Origin of the sequence: Coxiella endosymbiont of Amblyomma sculptum, assembly GCF_009883795.1 — a bacterium.
Taxonomy (GTDB): domain Bacteria; phylum Pseudomonadota; class Gammaproteobacteria; order Coxiellales; family Coxiellaceae; genus Coxiella.
Window position 1 is genome coordinate 221,927 of the sequence record NZ_CP033868.1, and the last position, 17,823, is coordinate 239,749.

The following is a 17,823-nucleotide window of genomic DNA, read 5'->3' on the forward strand; positions in this document are numbered from 1 at the left end:
AAATGGACATGACCCCTCGAGAAATTGTTGCGGAATTGGATAAATTTATTGTCGGACAAGACGATGCAAAGCGGGCTGTTGCCATTGCGCTGCGAAATCGTTGGCGTCGGATGCAACTTCCGGAGGATTTACAGAAAGAGATTTTTCCAAAAAATATCCTAATGATCGGTCCAACTGGTGTTGGTAAAACGGAAATCGCTCGTCGCTTGTCTAATCTAGCCGGGGCGCCTTTTATTAAAGTTGAAGCCACTAAATTTACCGAAGTGGGTTATGTGGGAAGAGATGTCGAATCGATTATTCGAGACTTGGTTGATGCTTCTGTTAAAATGATTCGTGAAAACGCCATCAGACGAGTAAGAAATGTGGCAGAAGAAGCGTCTGAAGAGCGTATATTGGATGCTCTGGTTCCGTCCACACCATCATCCTCTTCTATTGAGAAAGGGAGTATTAAAGAGGGATTGATTTCTAAAGAGGTGGTGAATAATCCAACAGAGACAAAGGAGTCTATAACGAGAGATGTCTTTCGTAGAAAGTTGTACGATGGGAATTTGGATGATAAAGAAATTGAAATCGAAATTAATATTCATCCTTCATTTGAAATTATGGGTCCTCCGGGTATGGAGGAGATGATTAGCCAATTAAAAGGCATTATGTCGAGTATATCTAGTCGACGCACTAAGTCTCGGCGTTTGAAAGTAAAAGATGCTAGGCGTATTTTAATCGAGGAAGAAGCAACAAAATTAATCAACGAAGACGAAATTAAATCTAGAGCTGTCGCGAATGTAGAACAACACGGTATCGTCTTTCTGGATGAAATTGATAAAATCGTAAAACGAGAAGGCGCTTCAGTAGGCGCAGATGTTTCACGTGAAGGTGTACAACGTGATTTACTACCGTTGGTAGAAGGCAGTACTGTTTTTACTAAATATGGCATGGTAAAAACCGATCACATTTTGTTTATTGCTTCTGGTGCTTTTCATATTGCAAAACCTTCCGATTTGATTCCAGAATTACAAGGTCGATTTCCCATTCGAGTCGAATTGAGGGCGCTGACATCCAGTGATTTTGTTCGTATTTTAACGGAACCAAAAGCTTCGATAACCGAACAATATATTGCACTAATGAAAACAGAGAACTGCAGATTGTCCTTTACTCCGGATGGAATCCGGCGTCTCGCCGAGATTGCGTATCAAGTGAACAGCCGCTCTGAGAATATTGGAGCTCGTCGATTGCACACTATTATGGAGCGGTTGCTGGAAGAGATTTCTTTTGCAGCGACAGATAGGGGAGATGAATCGATTACGATTGACGTTTCCTATGTTAATGGACAATTAGAAAAATTTGTAGAAGATGAAAATTTGAGTCGCTACATTCTTTAGCTTCTTTATCTTTAAAAGCAGCTTCTTTAAAGCTTTATTCTTTAAAGCTTTAAAGTCAAACCAGAGAGGCCCAATTTGATCTGGGGGCAAATTTTGGGAAGCAAATGATTCCAAATTTCCTGTGACGGTTTGTTTGTTGTAACATGTTGTACAATCCTCAAAAAATTCCAGAATCCAGGAAACCGAATCGATCCCGGGCTTTGTGGTGTCCGATTCATTCGGGACTGCCTGCGCCCCTTCACCTCCCCCCCGTCACCTCCGGAAGCCTCTGAAAGTGAAAGAAAGACTAGCTCGATCTTCCGCCGAAAAACACGAGATCTTTTTCTCCGTTACAGGATACGAGATCTGTCAGACAACATTATCGGAATCCCTTCTTGAATAGAATAAGCGATTTGATCGAATTGACAATGCAATTCTTTCATTTCTTGTTTAAATATCAACTTTCCTTTACAGAGCGGACAAGCTAATATTTTTAACAATTGTTTGTCCATCAGAAGTTTTCCCCTCTAAAATTAGGAAAACAATTTACCATCTTTGGAATATGAAAATCAACCGTTTTGTCTTAGAAGCAATGTAGAATTCTGTATAATGGATGTGTCTTATGGTTTCAACTATTTCTCGGGACGACAGGATTTGAACCTGCGACTTCTTGCACCCCATGCAAGTACGCTACCAGACTGCGCCACGTCCCGAAAAAGTTACTTAATCGAATTGTTACACCCCTCCCCAACAACCCCTTACCAATAACCCCCATACCACCCCCGCATTGTTGTTGTGGCAAAACTTACGAAAAATACTTGTAGAAAGAATTCCAATTCGATGTTGAAGTTTACGGATAGAATTGCTGTACAAAATTAATATTGTTTCAAAATCTATTCTTCTTTCTCTGTCTTGAGCTGGTTGTCCTTCCGTCTTCGTGTAAATCTGTCATTTTGAATAAACTTTTTTAAAATCCGAAAGATTATTTATCTTCAATTTACACTTCTCAATTTGGCTTTGAACTTATGTTCAAGAGCAGAAACCACCCGTTTAACAACCTGTTTTATCTCTTTGTCTACTAAAGTGCCCAATGGATTTTGTAAGGTTAATCTCAGAGCAATGCTTTTTTTTCCGAATTCAATGCGTTCTGTATCTTCGTACACATCAAAAATTTCGCTTACGATTAATAAATGCCCAGAGTTTCGAAAAATTTCTTCTTCGATTTGAGAAACTTCAACATCTCGATCTACTATAACAGAAATAGCGCGGTAAACGGCAGGAAATTTAGTAATGGGTTGATAGCGAGGTAATTGTGTTCTATTGACAATCTTAAGTTCTACTTCAAAAAGATAGAGAGGGAAAGATAAATTCAGTTCTTGTGTCAAAATAGGATGTAAAGCGCCCATATGGCCAATACAAATTTCTCCAAAACAGAGAGCGGCACATTGCCCTGGATGCAATGCAGGATGTTCTGAGCGTATAAAATGAAAATCTTTTTCAGATCGATTGAGGGAAAACAGAGCGCTGATATCTCCTTTCAAATCGTAGAAATCGATTGGACGTTCTGCTTCCCCCCATTGCAAATTGTGAGCATTCTCTGTAATTAATCCAGCTACTTTAGTTACTTGCTGCCACTTTTCTTTCCCGTTTTTAATAAAACATGTGCCAATCTCAAAAAGTCTTATACGCTTAATTTGATGAGATTGATTGTACTTTACTGCGGTAATAAGACCAGGCCATAAACTATTGCGCATGACATTCATGTCATTCGAAATTGGATTTGAAAGAGTGAGAAATTTTAAATTGGGGTTAAATCGACTTTGCAATCTATCGTTGACGAAACTGTAGCTGATAGCTTCGTTGTATCCTCGATCTACCATCAAATGGCGAATTCGAGATAAACTCACCTCCGTCTCTGGCAGAGGTAATATAACCATTTCACGACTTAAAACAGTTTGGGGGATACGTTCATAGCTATACAATCGTGCCAATTCTTCGATTAGATCTGTTTCTTGAACGATATCAAAACGGTCACTAGGTATTGTTACTTGCCAACCTTGTATATCTAACTGCAAAGTCATTCTTAAAGAACTTAGAATTTGATGTACTTCATTGTCAGGAATTTCTATACCTAGCAGACGCTTAATGCGTTTGCGACGTAGACTAATTTTTTTGATGGAAGGATACGATTCATCAACAGTGTAGTCTTCAATCGGGCCTGGCTTTCCGTCGGTCATAGCTAGCAATAATTCTGTTGCTCTTTCCATTGCAAGTCTTTGTATCGTAAAATCAACACCACGCTCAAATCGATACGAAGAATCTGTATTCAGATTATAATGACGTGCCGTTAGAGTAATGTTTCCTGGAGTAAAATATGCGCTTTCCAAAAAGACGTTTTTTGTTTTTTCGTTGATGGCAGAACCAGAACTTCCCATAATACCAGCAATGGCGTGCGCTTGATTTTCGTCTGCGACGACTAGAGTGTGGCAATTTAAGGAAACTCCTGTTCCGTCAATTAGGGTAATTTTTTCATCAGAATTTGCGTATCGTATATAAATTCCACCGGATAATTGATCGAAGTCAAATGCGTGCATAGGTTGTCCCCATTCCAACATTACATAATTCATGACGTCTACAACAGGATGGATAGAACGTACCCCGCTACGACGTAGACGCTCTCGCATCCAAATCGATGTGTGAGCGTTACTATTGATATCACGAATGACTCGACCGACGTAATGCGGACAATCTTTTTTTGCTTGTATATGAATAGGAAAAAAAGCGTCGTCGTACACCGACACAACGCTTTCTATTTTGGGCATCTTTACAGAAATCCGTTCAATAGCGCTGATTTCATTAGCGATTCCTCGAACGCTCGTCCAATCACCTCGGTTAGGCGTTAAATTGAAATCAAAAATAGAATCTTTCAATTGTAAATAATCCTGTAAATCCGATCCAAGAGGAGCGTCAGAAGGAAGTTCCATAATATATGAATCTTTTTGATTCTCTGAAGACACAAGACCCAATTCCCGCTCTGAACATATTATCCCGTGCGAAGAAAATCCCCGTAATTTGAGTTTTTTAACTTTTGTATCACCCAATCTTCCGCCAATTAACGCAATCGGAACTTTCAAACCGAGTCGAATGTTGGGTGCTTTGCAAATAATTTTTAATATTCCAATCTTTTTCCCTACATTCACGTGACAAAAGAACAAATTGTTTGTATTCGGATGTTGTTCTATAAAGAAAACTTCTCCCACTACCACTTTTTCAAAAGAAAAAGAAACAGGATTGATAGAATCAATTTCTAAACCAAATAAAGCAAGTCGTTTTGCCAAATTTTCAGCATCAAGAGCAGGGTTAACCCATTCGCGAAGCCAGATTTCACTTAATTGCATAGTATAGATATTAAAATTGCTTCAAAAAACGTAAATCGTTTCTGAAAAAGAGACGCAAATCGGGTATGTTATAACGAAGCATAGCCAGTCGATCAAGACCAATACCAAAAGAAAACCCATTGTATTCATCTGGATTAATATTCGCATTACGCAATACGTTGGGATGAACCATACCGCAACCTAAGATCTCTAACCATCTTTTAGTGTCCGATTGGTAAATATCGACTTCAGCCGAAGGCTCAGTAAAAGGAAAGTAGGAAGGGCGAAAACGCACACACAATGTATTTTCAAAGAAAGAATTTAAAAACTGTCGCAACAGACCTTTTAAATCTGAAAACGCACACTGTTTGTCTACTACAAGCCCTTCTGCTTGATGGAACATAGGTGTATGAGTAGCATCAAAATCGCGACGATATACTCGACCCAATACCATTGATCGAATTGGTATGTTTTGTTTTTTCATTATCCGTATTTGCATATTGGAGGTATGCGTTCGCAATAATTGGTTGTCTGAAAAATAGAAGGTATCCACTGTTGTTCGCGCAGGGTGATCGGAAGGAATGTTTAGTGCTTCAAAATTATGGTATTCATTCTCAATCTCTGGCCCTTCGACAATTTGGAAACCTAGAGAAACAAACAATTGAGTTACTCGTTCAGAAACGAGAACGATAGGATGTACAGTTCCAAGATTGTCGTATCGACCGCGGAGAGTTATGTCAATTTTTTCCTGAGTTAATTTTTCATGGAGGGTTTTTTTACGCAATTCTACAGATTTTTTATCGAGTAAAGTTTGGATGCTATTCTTAGCGTAGTTAATTGCTTTTCCAAATTCCGGTCTTTTTTCACAAGAAAGATGCTCTAGCAATTTTAACAACTTTGTTAATTGCCCTCTTTTTCCTAGATAAAAGACGCGAACTTTTCCCAATTCCGATTCTGTTGACACCGTATTGATAGCTCTTTTTGCGGTTTGTAAAAGAGTTTCTATTTCCACTAATCGATTCTTCACAAATTTCCGTCGTATTGTCATTTATTTAACGCATTCTTAGATCTCTCGACCAATTGTCCGAAAACAAATGTTTCGTTTACCGCTAGATGCGCTAATATTTTACGATCTATTAAAATTGATTCTTTGCTTAATCCGTAAATCAGTTGACTGTAAGAAAGATTGTATTGTCGTGCCGCAGCATTGATGCGTATAATCCATACAGTACGAAATTGGCGTTTTCTTTGTTTACGATCACGATAAGCGTATTGAGCTGCTTTTATTACGGCTTGTTTCGCGACACGATAGATACGACTTCGAGCACCATAGTAACCTTTTGCTTTATGCAACATTTTTTTATGACGAATTCTTGCGATCACTCCTCTTTTCACTCTTGGCACATTATTTCTCCACTACAAAATGAAACTCTTATTTTTTTCTTTATACTTACTTTTCTAATTTTCAGCACTCGAAAAATCCTACATTTTTAACATTTTCTTAACTGCTCTAACATCGCTTCCGACAACTCTATGTAACTTACGCAATCTGCGTTTTCGCTTCTGGGATTTTTTGGTTAGGATATGATTGTGGTTGGATGCAGATCTTTTAATGATGTTCCGTCCTGTTACTCTAAACCGCTTCATAGCTCCACGATTGGTCTTTAGTTTTGGCATAATTCTCACTCTTTAGTCTGTTTCTCTCATTTTTACTCTCATTTTTGCCTTTCATGACAATCATTGTCATTTGTTTACCTTCCATTTTAGGTTCCTGTTCAACAACAATATTACCTAAATCGCGCTTGATACGTTTTAGTAATTCCAATCCTAATTCTCGATGTTGCACTTCTCGTCCTCTGAAACGTAAACTTATCTTTACTTTGTCTCCACGATCCAAAAAAATTGTAATCTTTCGTAATTTAATTTGATAATCCCCTATATCCGTCCCGGGACGAAATTTTACTTCTTTGAGATGAATAGATCGTTGTTTTTTTTTCTGAGCTGCTTTTTGTTTGCTTTTTTCAAATTGATATTTTCCAAAATCCATAATGCGGCAGACGGGCGGACTAGCTTTTGGAGACACTTCAACCAAATCCAATCCAGATTCTTCTGCAAGAGTCAAAGCGCGATCAATAATTACAACCCCCATTTGTTCACCTTCTTTATTGAGCAATCGTACTTCTGGGACACGAATTTGCCTATTAATACGTACATGTTTCAATCTAATACGCTACCTCCGTAAAACAAGTTAATTCTACCGGAAATTTGTGTCATGTTGATCAATTCTCGCTTTCAACTGACGGGAAAATTCTTCTAACGTAGAACCGGTTGATTTTTCATAACTTTGCAATGTGCGAACTGTTATTGTCTTATCAGCAACTTCACGATCGCCGACGATAATTTGATAAGGCACACGATCGACAGTATGATCGCGAATTTTAAAACCGATCTTCTCATTTCTCAAGTCTGAGATAACTCTAATGTCTAGGTTTTGGAGATTTTCTACAATTTCTTTAACGTAATCAACTTGTCGATCTGTAATGCTCATGACAACCACTTGCACAGGCGCTAACCAAAGAGGTAGTTTTCCAGAATATTCTTCCAACAAAATTCCTACAAAACGTTCAAAAGAACCTAAAATAGCACGATGTAGCATTACGGGATTTTTTTTAGAACCTTCTTTATCTACGTAATACGCAGATAATTGTTTTGGCATCGAAAAGTCGATTTGTACTGTCCCGCACTGCCATATTCGTCCTAAACAATCTTGTAAAGAGAATTCAATTTTGGGTCCATAGAAAGCACCTTTTCCGGGCAAAATCTCCCAATTTATACGTTTTGTATCCAATACTTTCGATAAAACTTGTTCTGCTTTAGTCCAGATTTCGTCTTCTCCGACACGGTTTTCGGGTCGAGTGGACAATTTATAAATAATTTTTTTGAAACCAAAATTGGAATAGACCGCACGTAATTGGTCGATAAAATCTGATATTTCCCAATACATTTGTTCTTCTGTACAAAAAATGTGCCCGTCATCTTGAATAAAACTTCTCAGTCGCATTAAGGCATGTAAAGAACCTGATGGCTCGTTACGATGACAGACGCCAAATTCAGAGTAGCGAATGGGTAAATCGCGATAGCTCTTAATACTTTGACTGAACATTTGGATATGAGCCGGACAGCTCATTGGTTTAATTACGTATTGTTGTGATTCTACAGATACACTGAAAACATCGTCCCTAAATTTCTCTAGGTGTCCTGATTTATCCCACAATGTTTCTTTGATCAATTGAGGTGTGCTAATTTCTTGATATCCGTATTTGCAGGTCAGACTACGAATGTATTTTTGCATCTGAAGAATAACAGTCCATCCTTTAGGATGCCAAAACACGTTACCAGGAGACTCTTCTTGGAAATGAAACAAATTCATTTTCTTGCTAAGTACACGATGGTCTTGGTTTTTGGAGTCTTCGAAACGAGAAAGATAGATTTTTAAATCCTGAATATTGGTCCATGCTGTTCCGTAGATTCTCTGTAGCATTTCGTTTTTCCTATCACCTTTCCAATATACACCCGACAATTTTGTTAATTTAAAGGCTTTCAATAGTCCCGTATTGGGTATATGGGGCCCGCGACAAAGATCAATAAAATTGCCTTGTTGATATACCGTTATCGGTTCTTTTTCTAAAATATTTCGAATAATTTCAACTTTGTATGTTTCTCCCATTCTCCCAAAGAGAGCTAAGGCTTCCTTTCGATTTAACACTCTTCTTTCAATCTTCAAATTATTCTTGGCGATTTCATACATTTTTTTCTCAATTTTTTCGAGATCTTTTGAGGAAAGAGAATGTTTAAAAGCAAAGTCGTAGTAAAATCCATATTCAATTACAGGTCCAACCGCAATTCGAGTTTTAGGAAATAATTCTTTTACAGCATGAGCCAGAAGATGTGCTGTAGAATGTCGAATAATTTGCAATCCTTCAGGATCCTTATCAGTGATAATTGTCAGAACAGAATCTTCCTCAATTGAAGAAGAAATATCTACCCAACGATTATTGATTTTAGCTGCTAGAGCGGTTTTCAAAAGATCCAAATCGATAGATTCAATGACCTCATTAACAGTTATAGGTCTTGAAAATTCTTTTATATTCCCGTATGGGAATTCGATTATTGGCACGATAAAATCCCTATTTTTTATAGAGGCATAACAAAAAAGCGACGAGTACCCTTTGTATTTTTGACTAGTTTTAGTGTACGGTGTTCTTTTTTTGACTCAACCCCCCCAAAAAATAAAAGTCAAATGCATTTTCGAAACGCGATTTGAGCAGTATGGACTTTTAATTGTCGTAATTTTTCTCTTTTCTCTATACATCCTTTTTTATATTCTTTGTCCTGTTGTAAATTCATTTTTTTACTGTATTTCTGCGATTAGTGCCTTTTTTAAGGCTGCGGCTTTGATAAGTGTTTCTTCGTATTCCATGACAGGATCAGAATCCAGAACAATCGCTCCACCTGTTTGGAATGTAATAATGTTGTTTTTAACGATGTATGTTCGAATAAGAATTGAGGTATCCATATTTCCATCAAAACCAATATATCCTATGCTACCACAATAAGGACCTCTTCGTGTAGGTTCTAGATATTCGATTATTTCCATAGCTTTTATTTTAGGAGCTCCCGTTACCGAACCTCCTGGAAAGGAAGCACGCAACAAATCAATCGCGTGAAACCCTTTTTTTAATTTCCCTTCTACAGTAGATACTAAATGATGCAACGTCTCGTAGCTCTCTACTTTACAATATGCAGCTACCTTAACTGATCTAGTAGAACAAACTTTTGACAAGTCATTACGCATAAGATCTACAATCATTGTATTTTCTGCACGTTCTTTACTGCTTGTTTCTAATTTTCTGGACAATGCAAGATCTTCTTTTTTATCTTGAGCACGCCCGATCGTACCTTTTATAGGTCTTGTTTCTACTTTCCGATTGTATATTTTTAAAAATCGTTCTGGAGAGCTTGAAATAATGGTTATATCGTCAAATCGAGCGTAGGCTCCAAACGGAGCGGGATTTATTTTTCGAATTCGTTGGTATAAAATAAATTCCGAATTTTTTGGAAAATTGCTTTGAAATCTTTGCGATAAATTAACTTCAAATATGTCGCCGTTCAAAATATAGCGACGACATTTTTCTACTGTTTCTACATAGGTTTTTTTAGTAAAATGATTGTCAATATCGTTTTCTTTGATCAAAGGTTTCTTTACCAGAATTGGTGACATTTTGGTGTTTTTTACTTTTTCCAAACATTGGAACAGACGTGATTCTGCACGTTGTTTTCTCCTCAATTTATTTTTTTCTGGTAGTCCTGAAGAGATGATCCAAGCCTTTTTTTTTACGTGGTCGAAGGCGATAACCAAATCATAGAACCCTATAGTCATATGAGGATATTGCATATCATCCTGAGAAAGATTGGGCAAATTTTCTAAGTCTCTAGCTAAATCGTAGCTGAAAAGACCTACTATCCCGCCTTGAAAAGGCGGGAGATCAGGGTTTAAAGAAAACGAGAGAGTTCTTAGTTTTTGCTGCAGGAAAGTAAAAATATTTTCTTCCGTTTTTACTATTTTATTGCTGAAGTAAATTTCATTATTTCGATAAACGAGAGTAGCAAACGGATCTACAGCAATATAACTGTACCTGCCTAACTTAGAATTAAATTGCATGCTGTCTAAAAAGACAAAAAAATTTGATCCGCTAAAAACGACTGCGTAGTCTATAGGATCTCGGTAAGGGATGGAAATCCAGTAAAGTTCTTGAATATTTGACATTTTTTGTTCTGACTATTAGATTCTGTTTTATTTTTACAAATTTCTAATGTGAAACACATTATTTAATTTATTTTCCCACTTTAGTGTATGTAGAGTTTTTTTAATTATGATTCTGCTTATCGATAATTACGATTCTTTCGTTTACAATTTAGGAAGATACTTTGAAATGTTGGGTTATACAATACTAATACATCGTCACGACCGAATCACTCTTTCTGAAATAGAAACACTTCAGCCTTCTCATATCGTAATTTCTCCTGGACCTGGAACGCCGGAACAAGCAGGTATCTCAATTGACGTTATTGGACGGTTTTCGTCTCACGTTCCAATTTTAGGGGTATGCCTAGGACACCAGGCTATTGGATACGCCTTCGGCGCGAAGATACGCCGCGCTGATCGCCCTATGCACGGAAAAGCCAGCCAGATTTATCATAATGAACAGTCTCTTTTTTTGAAAGTTCCGAATCCCTTTTTTGCGGGTCGTTATCATTCGCTCATTATTAACAAAACTCAATTTCCTAATTGTCTCGAAATTACGGCAGAAAGCCCAGAGGGTGAAATTATGGCAATTTGCCATCGTGTCTATCCAATATTCGGTGTACAATTTCATCCAGAATCTGTTCTAACAAGACAAGGTCTTCAGTTGCTTAATAATTTCGTTACAAGAGATTATGAAAATTTTGGTAAACAACAACGTTGTCTCGATGGATTTGCCTGCAATTCATAGTAATGATCGGGGATTCTTGTTTGGAGACGGTATATTTGAAACTATCAAAGTCGAAAGTGGGTGTTTGCTCTTTTTTCAGGAACATTACCGCCGCCTGAAAATTTCTGCTTTGAAATTGGAAATTCCTTTTAAATTTTCATTACTCGAGCTTAAAAATCAATGTATGCGATTGTTGAAAATTAATTCACTATTGAAATCGGCTGCTCTCCGAATCACTTTGACTCGTGGAATTTCTCAAACAGGTTTCCAGACGCCTCTTGATACTCTTCCGCCTCCTACCTTAGTAATTAGAAGCACACCCTATGGCGACCCATGTGGGCGGTTTGATTCAACATCTTCATCTTCTTCCACTCTGCACGTTGTTACAAGCGTTAAACGGAATGAAAGTTCTCTTCTAAATCGAGTGAAAACATTAAATCGCTTAGAATTTGTACTGACCAGGCAAAAAGCTGTTAGAGCAGGATATCAAGAAGGTTTGATGCTCAATACAAAAGGCGCTGTTTCTGAAACTAGTATTGGAAATTTGTTTGCTGTGATTGACGGAAAAATATTTACTCCTCGGATTGAGGATGGTATTTTCCCGGGAATTGTACGAGCTATCGTTATTAGAATCTCTGCGCAGATAGGAAATTCTGTAGTAGAAGAGAAAACTTTATATCCAGAGGACCTCTTAGAAGCTACTGAAATTTTTCAAACCAATAGTCTGGTCGGAATCCAACCCTTTTCTAAAATTAACAGACACGTCCTCTTGTTGAAGGAGAAAGCTGCTAAAACGCGTTTTTTTTTCGATCGATATCAAAACTGCAAAGAAGAATATATAAAATTTTGTTCGGATTGAGGTGATGTGTTTCTTTAACAAACATATCGAAAGTTTCTTCCTTCCTCTCTGATAGGAAGGGGTTAATTTTAAAATAATAAAAACAACCAAACAACCACAAATTAGAATAATAAAATTAGCTCCCTCCCCTAACCCTTCCCTAAGGGGGGAAGAGGGATTGGGCACGGTTGGTGTCGAACCAACGACCTTCACCACGTCAAGATGACGCTCTACCGCTGAGCTACGTGCCCATTGAGTTGAATGAAAGGATTGACAAATGATAAAAACTCCCCTCTTAGTGTACTAGTTAGTAAGAAAGCGTCGTCACTAGGACTCTTATCTCTCTACAAAACAGAGCTAAAAAAACTTTACCTCAATAAGGAATCTTAAAAATCAATATCAAATGACGTCCTCTTCACTTTGTTTGGATTACTAGGAACAATCGTTCGGAACCTCGAGCTACTTTTAGCAGCAGTTGTTTAGGTTTCTGCTCTATAATTTCAATCAATTTATTGATTGTGGGAGTTTCTTGTCCGTTGGCGCTTAAAATGACATCTCCAATCCGTAAACCGGATAAAGAACCATCACTGTCGTCATTAATAGCAGACACTAAGACCCCTTTTAAAAAGGTACTATTTGGTTCTAGGTCATTGAGTTGCTGTAAACGAATACCCCCTAAAAAGGGTATTGGGCGTTTAGGCAATATATCTTTAGGATTTGCCATTGTAACCGTAAATTTTACGATCTTACGATCTTTATTGCGTAAAACAACTAAATGGACAGCAGTTCCAGGGCGCGCCAGCCCCAATACGTTACGCAATTGTTCGGAAGTACAAATAATACCCCGATTGACAGATTTAACAATATCTTGAATTTGAAGACCGATTCGTTCAGCGGGACTTCCGGAAACGACTTGAGTTACTAAAGCACCAGTGCTATGTTTCAAATTTAAAGCGTGAGCCAGTTCAGGAGTGATGTTTTGAACAGATATTCCCAACGTGCTTCGTTCTACTTTTCCGTATTTAATCAATTGTTCAGATACATTTTTGACCATGTTGCTCGGAATCGCAAAACCAATACCTATGTTTCCAGAAGAAGTTGTGACAATCGCTGTATTAATACCAACCAATCGACCTTGCAAATCAATTAACGCTCCTCCCGAATTTCCAGGATTGATGGGAGCGTCCGTTTGAATAAAATTTTGAAAATTATCGATTCGGGGTTCTTGGCGATTCAGAGCGCTAATAATACCATAAGTTACCGTTTGGGTTAATCCAAAAGGACTGCCGATTGCCACTACGAAATCTCCCACTTTCAACTGATCAGAATTTCCAAAAGGTATCTCGGTTAAGTGTTTTGCTTTAATTTGAATTACAGAAAGATCAAATCCTTTGTTTTTACCAATTATTTTGGCTCGATAACGGCGACCATCTTTAAGAGTTACCAACATAAGTTTTTGGTCCTTAATTACGTGAGTATTAGTAATGATATAACCTTTTTGTGCGTCGATAATAACTCCTGAGCCAACTCCAAGGACTTTTTTAGGTACTAAAAAATTTTGTTTGTTTTCTAATCTACGTAATGCACCGGATGGTTGCAGAATGAATTTTTCTACAATGATATTGACAATGCTGGGGGTAGTTCTATTTAACATAAAAGAAAGACTGTTATGCGTTCTGATGACATCGGAGGATAAATACGCACAGCTGCTGGGTGAAAACAAAAAAAGGGCGGTCGTTACAGAAACAACATTACAGAAAACAGTCCGTAATAGTTTTACGCCCACTACTCTTCTTTATGTATCGAAATAAGAAAAATTAACAGAGTGCAAATTTACCGCTCTCTGAGAAGCGGGTTCTAGGAAATTTTGGTTTTTATTCATTCGATGTATTTTTTCTTTTGGAAGCATAAATATCATTTTTCGATAAGGATTCTAACAAATTTAAAATATCTTGGGGTAATGGAGAGTGCCACTCCATTATTTTCTGAGTTAACGGATGAGAAAACTTTAGAGTAGTTGCGTGAAGCGCTTGACGACGGAAAGCCTGTAAAGTAGCTCTAAGAGTATCTGAAAGATTAGAGGGGGCACTAAGACGACCCCCGTACACCTGATCTCCAATAAGAGGATGTCGAATGTAATTCATATGAACACGGATTTGATGTGTACGACCGGTTTCTAATCGAATGCGAACATGCGTATGCGCTTTGTAACGTTGGAGAATACGAAAATGAGTGGTCGCCTCTCTACCGCCATCACTAACAACAGACATACGAGTCCGATTTACAGGGTGTCGTCCAATGGGCGCGCGAATTGTCTGTCCTGAAATAGGTGTACCCTTCACGATAGCCTCATATTCTCGCACAATTTTCCGTGTTTGTATAGCTTTTATTAAAAGATGATAGGATGTTAGGCTGCGAGCGATTACTAGAAGTCCCGATGTGTCTTTATCTAAACGGTGCACAATGCCCGAACGAGGTAAAGCGGCCATCTGTGGATTACGATGGAGAAGAGTGTCAATCAGTGTACAATCGGGAATACCAGCTCCAGGATGTACTGTCAAACCAGGAGGTTTGTCGATAATCAGTAGAGATTCGTCTTCATAAAGTACGTTTAAAGGCAGTTCTTGAGCGAAAACCTGTCTTTTTCTATCTTGATTAAGACGATATGCAATTATTTCAATTGACTGATTGTTTTGTACTGTCTCTCGAACGAGCGTTTTTTTAGTTCCATTAACGTATACATATCCCGCTCGGATCCAATTTTGCAGTTGTGAGCGAGAATAATTTGGAAATAATTTGGCTAAAGTCTGGTCCAGACGAATTCCTGTTAATTTTTTTGGCACAATACCTCTTAAAAAAATCTTTTGACGATTCATAATGTTATCTACTCTATACAGAATGGAAAAATTCGCGTCCGCTATAGAGAAATTTCTCTAATTGCAACAAATAAGCACGAAATAGGATTTCGGTGCGTTCCAAAACGTACAAATTACAAATACAGATTTGGATTCTATGTTGGATTTTACAGAGGCAGTTTTTAAGCATTTCACAAGTTTCTTTCCGTACGGTGTTTACGAAATTTTCATGTTACAATGCGTGAAGAAGATATACGACGAATTTCCGCTCCTAACTGGGATAATTTTTCTTCAATACATTCGTAGCCTCGATCAATATGGCGAATTCGATCGATTATGGTGTTTCCTTGTGCTGTCAAACCTGCTAAAACCAAACCGGCTGAAGCGCGCAAATCGGTAGCTATAACGGAAACGCCGGTCAATTTTTCTTTCCCACAAATAAAAGCTTTACTTCCTTGTAATTTAACGTCAGCTCCCATTCTTTGTAATTCTTGTACGTGCATAAATCGATTTTCAAAAACAGTTTCCTTTACAACAGAATTTCCTTCTGCGATTACATTAAGTGCCATAAATTGGGCTTGCATATCGGTTGGCATTTTAGGGTAGGGGGCTGTAGTAATATCGACAGCTTTAGGTCGTTGGCCTTTCATATCAAGATCTATCCAATCGCTGCCAATCCTAATTTTTGCGCCTACTTCGTGCAGTTTTTGTAGAACAATCCATAAAGTTTCCGGTAAAACACCTTTAACCCTAATGTGACCTCGAGTTACTGCTGCGGCAACTAAGTAAGTACCTGCTTCAATTCGGTCCGGCAGAATATGATACCGACCTCCAGACAATCGATCAACACCGTCAATGGTAATAGTTTTTGTTCCTGCTCCTGAAATACATGCCCCCCTCTCATTTAAAAAATTAGCCAAATCTCGAACTTCGGGTTCACAAGCTGCGTTATGAAGAATAGTGCGACCCTCTGCTAAACTCGCTGCCATAATGAGGTTTTCCGTTCCTGTTACTGTAATTTTTTCCAGATGCAACTTTGTACCTTTTAAACGTTTTTCCGAACTGGCTCGAATAAATCCATCTTGCAATTCTATATCGGCACCAAGGATTTGCATCCCGTCAATATGGAGGTCTACAGGTCGGGGGCCAATAGCGCACCCTCCAGGTAAAGAGATTTTTACTTTTCTAAATCGAGTTAACAAAGGACCTAAAATGAGTATAGATGCGCGCATTGTCTTCACTAAAGCACAAGAAGTGTCTTCATCAAGAATACCAACGTCTTGAATGGACGAACAATCCACTTCGATGTTCATTTTTGTGTCAGTAGCGATGCGTGCTCCCATACGTCTTAATAATTTCACCATGGCAATTACATCGTTGAGACGAGGGATATTACTTAAAATAACCGGTTCTTTGATCAACAATGTAGCTGCTAAAATTGGCAAAACAGCATTTTTGGCTCCCGATATCCGAATGATTCCGTTTAGGGGTATACCACCCATAATAATTAATTTGTCCACAGTTTTTTATCAAAACTCCAAAACCTAATTGTTTTGCAACAAAAAGAGCCGCATCGAAATGGGCAACGGTCGTGAAGAATTAGAAATCTTAACAAGTCATTTATCCGCCAACAAAATATTTCAATAGAGTGGTTAATCTTCCCGCTTGAACAAAAATTCCTGAAAACTGAGATCGGTAGTTTTGTACTATACCTTTGATATTGAAATTACAAATTTTCCATTGGCCTTTTTCATTGATTAAACTGTACCTGATAGGAACTTGTTGGCCGTTTTGACAAATGATAACACCTTCTACAGTCACTTCTTTCTGGTTATCCATTTTACTAGAGATTCGAATTGGTTGAAACCTAATGTGATTCTTATCATAAGAAGTCAATATTGTCGAATAGATTGCAACGACTAATTTTTTTAGTTCCCAAATAAATAATTTTCTTTGTACAGCAGTAGCCATTTGCCAATAGCGACGACCAACAATGGAGATAACCACTCGGTCCATATCAATATAAGGAATTAATTTTCGATCGACGAATTGGCTGATTAATTTTGGGTTTTTTACTAATTGCAACCGGTTCTGTTGCAAGTCAGCTATCATCTTGTCTACAATATTTTGTAGAGAAATGAAGGACAATACATTTCTTGAAAAGAAAACACAGAGTATTAGTGCGATAAACACAAGATTTTTAATTAGTCTCTTTAAGAGAATCACAACGGTTCCTGATTCTGTCGATAGCTAAGACACTTGAAAGCTATTCTCAATACTTTTCTGTTTTGAGACTTTCCTAAATAAATTTTTTTGTCCACTCAGAGAGTATCTCGATACAGTTTCTTACTTGGGTCCCGTAGTAGTAGTAACAAAGGCAATGTTCCACGAGTTGTATTGTGAATTGATCGTAATTAAAGATAAGATTTATTTTATTTAGAAAACAACCAAATCTCATGCAAAAACATTCGCAAAAGCCATATGCATGTAAGAACTTTATTAATAATACCGGAACTCATACGGCGATTCATTAGTATTGAGAGAAATTGAGGAATTCTTTTGTATTAGAAAGTCCTGTTAGTCTCTAGACAGGTAAAATCGAAAAAATCGAAATTGTATATTGAGAAAAAATTTAGATACTTCGTCTTTCCAGTTCATCTTCTTCCCAGCGCATCTTACGTCCATCCGGAAAAGAAGGTTCCATGATTGCTATGTCACTCTTCTACAGTTTTGTACTCTTTTCTGGTATAACTCTCGAAGAGAGTTAATATCTTTCTGATCGAAAAACTAGAGATTTTCTCATTTTCTTCATTTCTACCGGAATGTCTACAACGTGTAAAGATCCGCGATGAGGGTTACCTC

At 37.7% G+C, this 17,823-nt stretch carries 14 protein-coding genes, 2 tRNA genes and 1 pseudogene; 3 read left to right on the forward strand and 14 right to left on the reverse strand.

All coding sequences use genetic code 11. From position 1 onward, the window contains the following. Positions 1-2 precede the first annotated feature (2 nt). Positions 3-1,379, forward strand: a complete 1,377-nt coding sequence (hslU, locus tag EGQ50_RS01025) for an ATP-dependent protease ATPase subunit HslU (protein ID WP_159748441.1) — start codon at positions 3-5, stop codon at positions 1,377-1,379. Between the two features lie 329 nt (positions 1,380-1,708). On the opposite strand, the gene EGQ50_RS01030 is transcribed toward hslU, so the two are convergent. From EGQ50_RS01030 to pabB, 9 genes and pseudogenes are all read right to left on the reverse strand, one after another. Next, the gene (locus EGQ50_RS01030; protein ID WP_159747795.1) at positions 1,709-1,870 is read right to left on the reverse strand and encodes a Trm112 family protein; all 162 of its coding nucleotides are present in this window, start codon (positions 1,868-1,870) and stop codon (positions 1,709-1,711) included. A 127-nt stretch (positions 1,871-1,997) separates the two neighbouring features. After that, positions 1,998-2,071: transfer RNA gene (locus EGQ50_RS01035), tRNA-Pro, on the reverse strand. A gap of 279 nt (positions 2,072-2,350) precedes the next feature. Next, on the reverse strand, positions 2,351-4,756 hold the full coding sequence (gene pheT, locus EGQ50_RS01040; RefSeq protein ID WP_159747797.1) for a phenylalanine--tRNA ligase subunit beta: 2,406 nt from the start codon (positions 4,754-4,756) through the stop codon (positions 2,351-2,353). Positions 4,757-4,766: 10 nt separating this feature from the next. Continuing rightward, positions 4,767-5,762, reverse strand: coding sequence for a phenylalanine--tRNA ligase subunit alpha (pheS, locus tag EGQ50_RS01045; protein WP_218939757.1), 996 nt, complete (start codon positions 5,760-5,762; stop codon positions 4,767-4,769). 17 nt (positions 5,763-5,779) lie between these two features. Further along, positions 5,780-6,139, reverse strand: coding sequence for a 50S ribosomal protein L20 (rplT, locus tag EGQ50_RS01050; RefSeq protein ID WP_159747800.1), 360 nt, complete (start codon positions 6,137-6,139; stop codon positions 5,780-5,782). A 78-nt stretch (positions 6,140-6,217) separates the two neighbouring features. Next, positions 6,218-6,412 carry a 50S ribosomal protein L35 gene (gene rpmI, locus EGQ50_RS01055; RefSeq protein WP_159747802.1) on the reverse strand — a complete coding sequence of 65 codons (195 nt, stop codon included), beginning with the start codon at positions 6,410-6,412 and terminating at the stop codon, positions 6,218-6,220. Between the two features lie 37 nt (positions 6,413-6,449). Next, a pseudogene (infC, locus tag EGQ50_RS01060) lies at positions 6,450-6,956 on the reverse strand (translation initiation factor IF-3); the annotation flags it as partial. Positions 6,957-6,989: 33 nt separating this feature from the next. Next, on the reverse strand, positions 6,990-8,912 hold the full coding sequence (gene thrS, locus EGQ50_RS01065; RefSeq protein WP_159747804.1) for a threonine--tRNA ligase: 1,923 nt from the start codon (positions 8,910-8,912) through the stop codon (positions 6,990-6,992). A 234-nt stretch (positions 8,913-9,146) separates the two neighbouring features. Beyond that, on the reverse strand, positions 9,147-10,562 hold the full coding sequence (gene pabB / locus EGQ50_RS01070; protein ID WP_159747806.1) for an aminodeoxychorismate synthase component I: 1,416 nt from the start codon (positions 10,560-10,562) through the stop codon (positions 9,147-9,149). A gap of 106 nt (positions 10,563-10,668) precedes the next feature. On the opposite strand from pabB, the gene EGQ50_RS01075 reads away from it, so the two are divergent. Together EGQ50_RS01075 and EGQ50_RS01080 are read left to right on the forward strand one after the other, a co-directional pair. After that, positions 10,669-11,289, forward strand: a complete 621-nt coding sequence (locus tag EGQ50_RS01075; RefSeq protein ID WP_159747808.1) for an anthranilate synthase component II — start codon at positions 10,669-10,671, stop codon at positions 11,287-11,289. Further along, on the forward strand, positions 11,234-12,127 hold the full coding sequence (locus EGQ50_RS01080; RefSeq protein ID WP_218939758.1) for an aminotransferase class IV: 894 nt from the start codon (positions 11,234-11,236) through the stop codon (positions 12,125-12,127). The genes EGQ50_RS01075 and EGQ50_RS01080 overlap by 56 nt, the downstream gene beginning before the upstream one ends. 158 nt (positions 12,128-12,285) lie before the next feature. Here EGQ50_RS01080 and EGQ50_RS01085 read toward each other — a convergent pair. The 5 genes from EGQ50_RS01085 to EGQ50_RS01105 form a co-directional block, all read right to left on the reverse strand. Then, a tRNA-Val gene (locus EGQ50_RS01085) sits at positions 12,286-12,357 on the reverse strand. Positions 12,358-12,521: 164 nt separating this feature from the next. After that, on the reverse strand, positions 12,522-13,760 hold the full coding sequence (locus tag EGQ50_RS01090) for a trypsin-like peptidase domain-containing protein (protein WP_159747812.1): 1,239 nt from the start codon (positions 13,758-13,760) through the stop codon (positions 12,522-12,524). Between the two features lie 220 nt (positions 13,761-13,980). Beyond that, positions 13,981-14,982 (reverse strand): 23S rRNA pseudouridine(1911/1915/1917) synthase RluD, encoded by a 1,002-nt coding sequence (rluD, locus tag EGQ50_RS01095; protein WP_159747814.1) that lies wholly within the window; start codon positions 14,980-14,982, stop codon positions 13,981-13,983. A 206-nt stretch (positions 14,983-15,188) separates the two neighbouring features. Then, complete coding sequence (gene murA, locus EGQ50_RS01100) at positions 15,189-16,481, reverse strand: UDP-N-acetylglucosamine 1-carboxyvinyltransferase (RefSeq protein WP_159747816.1); 1,293 nt, start codon at positions 16,479-16,481, stop codon at positions 15,189-15,191. Positions 16,482-16,581: 100 nt separating this feature from the next. Beyond that, the gene (locus EGQ50_RS01105; RefSeq protein ID WP_369692073.1) at positions 16,582-17,187 is read right to left on the reverse strand and encodes an MlaC/ttg2D family ABC transporter substrate-binding protein; all 606 of its coding nucleotides are present in this window, start codon (positions 17,185-17,187) and stop codon (positions 16,582-16,584) included. Positions 17,188-17,823 lie beyond the last annotated feature (636 nt).